At 68.7% G+C, this 4,537-nt stretch carries 5 protein-coding genes; 3 read left to right on the top strand and 2 right to left on the bottom strand.

Annotated elements, in window-relative coordinates; all coding sequences use genetic code 11:
- The 3 genes from ACFDSW_RS15535 to ACFDSW_RS15525 all read left to right on the top strand — a co-directional run.
- Nucleotides 1–1,357 (top strand): efflux transporter outer membrane subunit (locus tag ACFDSW_RS15535; protein WP_375251174.1); only part of this gene is annotated, 1,357 nt, incomplete at its 5' end.
- Nucleotides 1,358–1,364: 7 nt separating this feature from the next.
- Entirely contained in the window at nt 1,365–2,042 is a 678-nt protein-coding gene (locus ACFDSW_RS15530; protein ID WP_241889972.1) for a response regulator transcription factor, read from the top strand.
- Nucleotides 2,043–2,044: 2 nt separating this feature from the next.
- Nucleotides 2,045–3,376 carry a HAMP domain-containing sensor histidine kinase gene (locus ACFDSW_RS15525; protein WP_285139024.1) on the top strand — a complete coding sequence of 444 codons (1,332 nt, stop codon included), beginning with the start codon at nt 2,045–2,047 and terminating at the stop codon, nt 3,374–3,376.
- A gap of 150 nt (nt 3,377–3,526) precedes the next feature.
- Here the strand turns inward: ACFDSW_RS15525 and ACFDSW_RS15520 are convergent, their stop codons facing one another.
- Nucleotides 3,527–4,030, bottom strand: a complete 504-nt coding sequence (locus ACFDSW_RS15520; protein ID WP_018251190.1) for a DsrE family protein — start codon at nt 4,028–4,030, stop codon at nt 3,527–3,529.
- 70 nt (nt 4,031–4,100) lie between these two features.
- Nucleotides 4,101–4,511 (bottom strand): metalloregulator ArsR/SmtB family transcription factor, encoded by a 411-nt coding sequence (locus ACFDSW_RS15515; RefSeq protein WP_018251191.1) that lies wholly within the window; start codon nt 4,509–4,511, stop codon nt 4,101–4,103.
- Nucleotides 4,512–4,537: the final 26 nt, after the last annotated feature.

Raw genomic sequence — 4,537 nt, 5'->3', positions numbered from 1 at the left:
CGGTGTTGCCCTTTTCGCGTCCGCGTGCATGAGCGTGCCCGCACCTCCGCCGACGATCGCCCCACCCAGCGCGACTGGCGAGTTCGTCCCGCTTCCCGTCGCGTCGATCGCGCCGGTGCCGGATGACTGGTGGCGGCTCTACGACGATCCGGTCCTCGACGGACTGGTGCGATCGGCGCTCGCCGCCAATGCCGATCTGCGCGTCGCCTACGCCAATTTGGACGGCGCTCGCGCCGCTCTGCGGCAGGCACGGGCGGCGCGGCTGCCGCAGACGACGATCGAGAGCGCGTTGGGGGTCGACAACCCCGCCTCGCAACCGAGCGCGTCGGGCAACGTGCCGACGACGGACTATGATATCGCCGCGACGGCGAGCTGGGATCTCGACCTGTTCGGGCGGCTGCGGTCCGCCGCGACCGCGGCGGGTGCGGATGCCGAGGCGCAAGCCGCGGTCGTCGATGGCTTGCACGTTGCCGTGGTGGCCGACACCGTGCTCGCCTATGTCGACCTGTGCGGATCGACCCGCGCCATCGCGACCGCCCGCGAGGTCGCGGCGGCACAGGACCGGTCGGTCGCGCTCGTGCGCGAACAGTTTCGGGCGGGCGAAGTGTCGCCGCTGGAGGTGTCGCAGGTCGCGACCATCGCGGCCGCCACCCGCGCCGCCATCGCCCCGTTCGAGGCACAGCGTGCCAACGCGCTGTATCGGCTCGCAACGTTGCAGGGGCGCCCCCCGGCGGAAGCGCGGGGCTATCGCTTCGCCTGCACCGCCGCGCCCCGGCTGCGCACCGCTGCGCCGGTCGGCGACGGGACCGCGCTGCTGCTCCGGCGCCCCGACGTTCGCGAGGCGGAGCGACGCCTTGCCGCTGCCGCGGCGCGGATCGGGGTGGCGCGGGCGGACCTCTACCCGCGCGTCAATCTGGGCGGAGCGCTCGGATTGCTGTCGGGCGGGTTCAAGGCCGTCGCATCGCCGCTCGTCAGCTGGGCGTTCCCCAATCAGGCGCCCGCCCGCGCGCGGCTGGAGCAGGCCCGCGCGACCGAGCGCGCGGCGATCGCCGGATGGGACGTGGCCGTCCTCCGTGCTCTGCGCGAGGTGGAGACGGCGCTGGCGGCCTACGATGCCGAGACGCGCCGCAACCGCGATCTGGCGACCGCGTCGCGCGAGGCGCAGGCCTATGCGCGCCGGGCGGGTGCGCGTGTCCGCCTCGGCGATGCGCCCGGCCTGCTTCAGGTCGATGCGCAGCGGGCCACAGCATCGGCGATGCTGCAACAGGTCCAGTCCGATCTGGCGGTGTCGCAGAACGAGGTGGCGCTGTTCCGTGCGCTGGGCGGCGGTTGGCGAACCGACGCCGGCAGGCGATAGTCGGGCAATGCGGATATTGATCGTCGAGGATGATGCCGACACCCGCGCCTTCGTGGCGCAGGGGCTGGGTCAGGCCGGGCACCAGGTCGCGGTCAGCGCGGACGGCCGGGACGGCCTGTTCCAAGCGACCGGGGGCGGGTTCGACGCGATCGTGGTCGACCGGATGCTGCCCGGCCTCGACGGCCTCGCCCTGGTCCGGGCGCTGCGCGCGGCCGGCGACGCGACGCCGGTCCTGATGCTGACCGCGGTCGGCGGGATCGCGGACCGGGTGGAGGGGCTGGAAGGCGGCGCCGACGACTATCTGGTCAAGCCCTTCGCCTTTTCCGAGTTGGCCGCGCGCCTCAATGCGCTGGCGCGCCGGCCGGTACCGCGCGGCGACGATGCCCACCTGCTCCGGGTCGGCGACATTGTGCTCGACCTGCATCGTCGCACGGTGGAACGGGCCGGACGGCGCGTGACCCTGCAACCGCGCGAGTTCGCGCTGCTCGCCGAGCTGATGCGCAACCCGCGCCGGGTGATGACTCGGACCATGCTGCTCGAACGCGTGTGGGACTTCGATTTCGATCCGAAGACCAATATCGTCGAGACGCATCTGAGCCGACTGCGCTCCAAGCTCAACGCCGGGTTTGACGTGGACGCGATCGAGACGGTGCGCGGGGCGGGCTACATGATCCGGGACGCGTGACGATGATCCGCCGCCTGTGGCGCTCTACCTTCGGCATCGTCGTGCTGGTCGCGCTGGCCTTCGCCGCGGCGACGCTCGCGATCGGCGCGGTCGCCTATGAGGTGACGCACGAGGCGCTGGAGGAACAGCTAGACCACCGCGTCGCGGTGGAAACGCGCGCGCTCGTTGCCGAGGCGAGCGAAGCGGGACTGGCGGGGGTCGCCGAGGCGATCCGTCTGCGCGAGGAAACGCGGAACGAAGCGAGTCTCGACTATCTGCTGGTCGACCGCAACGGGCGGACGGTCGCCGCCACCATCGCCCCGCTTGCGCCGCCCGAACCCGGCTACCAGGAGCATTTCGGCTTTCGCCGCGGCGATATCACCGGCGTCGGCCAGGCGCTCGCCACGCCCTTGGCCGGTGGGCTTCTCGTCGTCGTCGCCGATCGTCGCGACCTGGACGCGATCGACAGCACGCTGGCGGCGCTGTTCGCCGGAGCGCTGGGCGCGGTGCTGGCGCTCGGGATCGGCGCGGCGATACTGGTCGGATGGCTGACGCGGCGCCGCCTGTCTCACATCGATGCCACGGCGCAGGCAATCATCGCCGGCGATCTGACGCAGCGGGTGCCGCGCGACGGGTCCGACAGCGAGTTCGATCGCCTTGCCGCGACGCTCAATCGGATGCTCGACCGTATGGCGGCGCTGATGGACAATCTGCGGCAGGTGTCGACCGACGTCGCGCACGATCTACGCACGCCGCTCACCCGCCTGTGCAACCAGCTCGATCGCGCCGCGGCCGGTGACCCAGGCGCGATCGATTCCGCCCGGCGGCAAGCCGACGACTTGCTGGAGATCTTCGCGGCGCTGCTCCGCATAGCTGAGGTCGAGGGGCTGGCTGAACGTCGAGCGTTGGGAACGGTCGATCTGTCGGCGCTGCTGGAGGACATGGCCGAAACCTATCGCCCCGACTTCGAGGCTGCCGGCCATGCCCTGACAGTCGACATCGTGCGCGGGCTGCATATCGAGGGCGACCGCCGCCTGCTCGCACAGGCATTGTCGAACCTGCTGGAGAACACGTTGCGGCACACGCCGGCAGGCACGGCCGCGATGCTCTCCGCCAGGTTGTTGCAGGATGGGATCGAGGTGACACTGGAGGATGACGGTCCGGGTGTTTCTCCCGCCGACGCCGGACGACTGTTTCAGCGGTTCGCTCGTACGGAGGTGTCGCGCACCACCGATGGACACGGCCTTGGCCTGGCGCTGGTTCGCGCCGTGGCTATTGGGCATGGTGGCGATGCTGCCCTTACGCGACCCGAGAGCGGTTTCGGCGTTACATTGAGACTGCCCGTCAAAGTTTGAAGGCGGATCAATGTGAGACCCCTCAGAATGCCAGTTGCGGCAGTTCTTGAGGTGGCGTTCAGCGTCCGCCGGAAATTTTCAACAGCCACGGACGGTTGTGACACCGGCCGCGTTACGGACTGGAATGATAAAACAGGAAGTTCGGTACGATCAGTCAGGGATCAGCGCCCAACCACGTATCTGCAATGTCGCCATTGTGGTGAGAGCCGAGACATCGACTTCGATAGCCTTATCGACCGTGACCGGAGCGATCCCATTCCCGACTAAAGCCTGGCTGCACACTCGAACGGACACGCCTGCCCGCCTTAGCGCCGCTATCAAGGCAAGATTGGGGTTCGTCGTGGCACCGGTTTTCGTCGCATATGCCTCATCATCGGCAATAATCGGTGTCGCCGGCCCGTGGACGATCACGATCACATCTCCCTGTGCCGGCCGCACGCCGTCCGCCCCGAGCAGGTTCAGGAAGCGTGCGACCTTCTCCAGCGAGGGATTGACCTTGTCGGGAGATGACGCCGCCTTCGTCACACTGAACAGCACACGATATCGCAGCGAGTGGTCCGGCCGCTCAACCGCGCCTTCTACCGGCGTGATCCTGCCATAGCCGGCAATCACGGGTTGTTGCGCGGTGACGCCTGCTGACCCGGCACTGCTCATGACGGCCAAGCATCCTGCAACTGCGATAGCGGGAAGCCGCATCTGGTTTGTCCTTTCGAAACCGGAATGATTATCCGACCCTCGCAAATACGGCTGCGCCTATATTTTGCGGCCGCGTGGCAGCCGACGCCCCGCGCGCTCGCGACGGTCGGGAAGCGGGCGCTGCCTCATGCACGGCTAGATCATCGGCGCCGAATATCGCCTCGAGCGTGCGCACGCACATTGCGGCTGCGTCATCGGCGAGCCGGTAATGGACCTGCTTTGCCTCGCGTCTCGTCTTCACCAGCTCGGCGCGGCGCAGCTCGGCAAGCTGCTGGCTGAGGGCCGGCTGGGTCACGCCGGTCGCAGCCTCTATGTCCGCAACCTGCCGCTCACCGCCCAGCAGATAGGACAGGATCATGAGGCGCTGGGGTTGAGCGAACACGCGCAGCTTTTCGACCGCCGCATCGGCGATCGCGCGGGATTGATGGATCGCCGTCATCGATCGGCCTTCAACTGATGAAACCA

It is taken from the genome of Sphingomonas sp. (assembly GCF_042091075.1).
Lineage (GTDB): Bacteria > Pseudomonadota > Alphaproteobacteria > Sphingomonadales > Sphingomonadaceae > Sphingomonas.
Note: the sequence above shows the minus strand (reverse complement) of the source record. Positions and strands in the feature narration are given on the sequence as shown.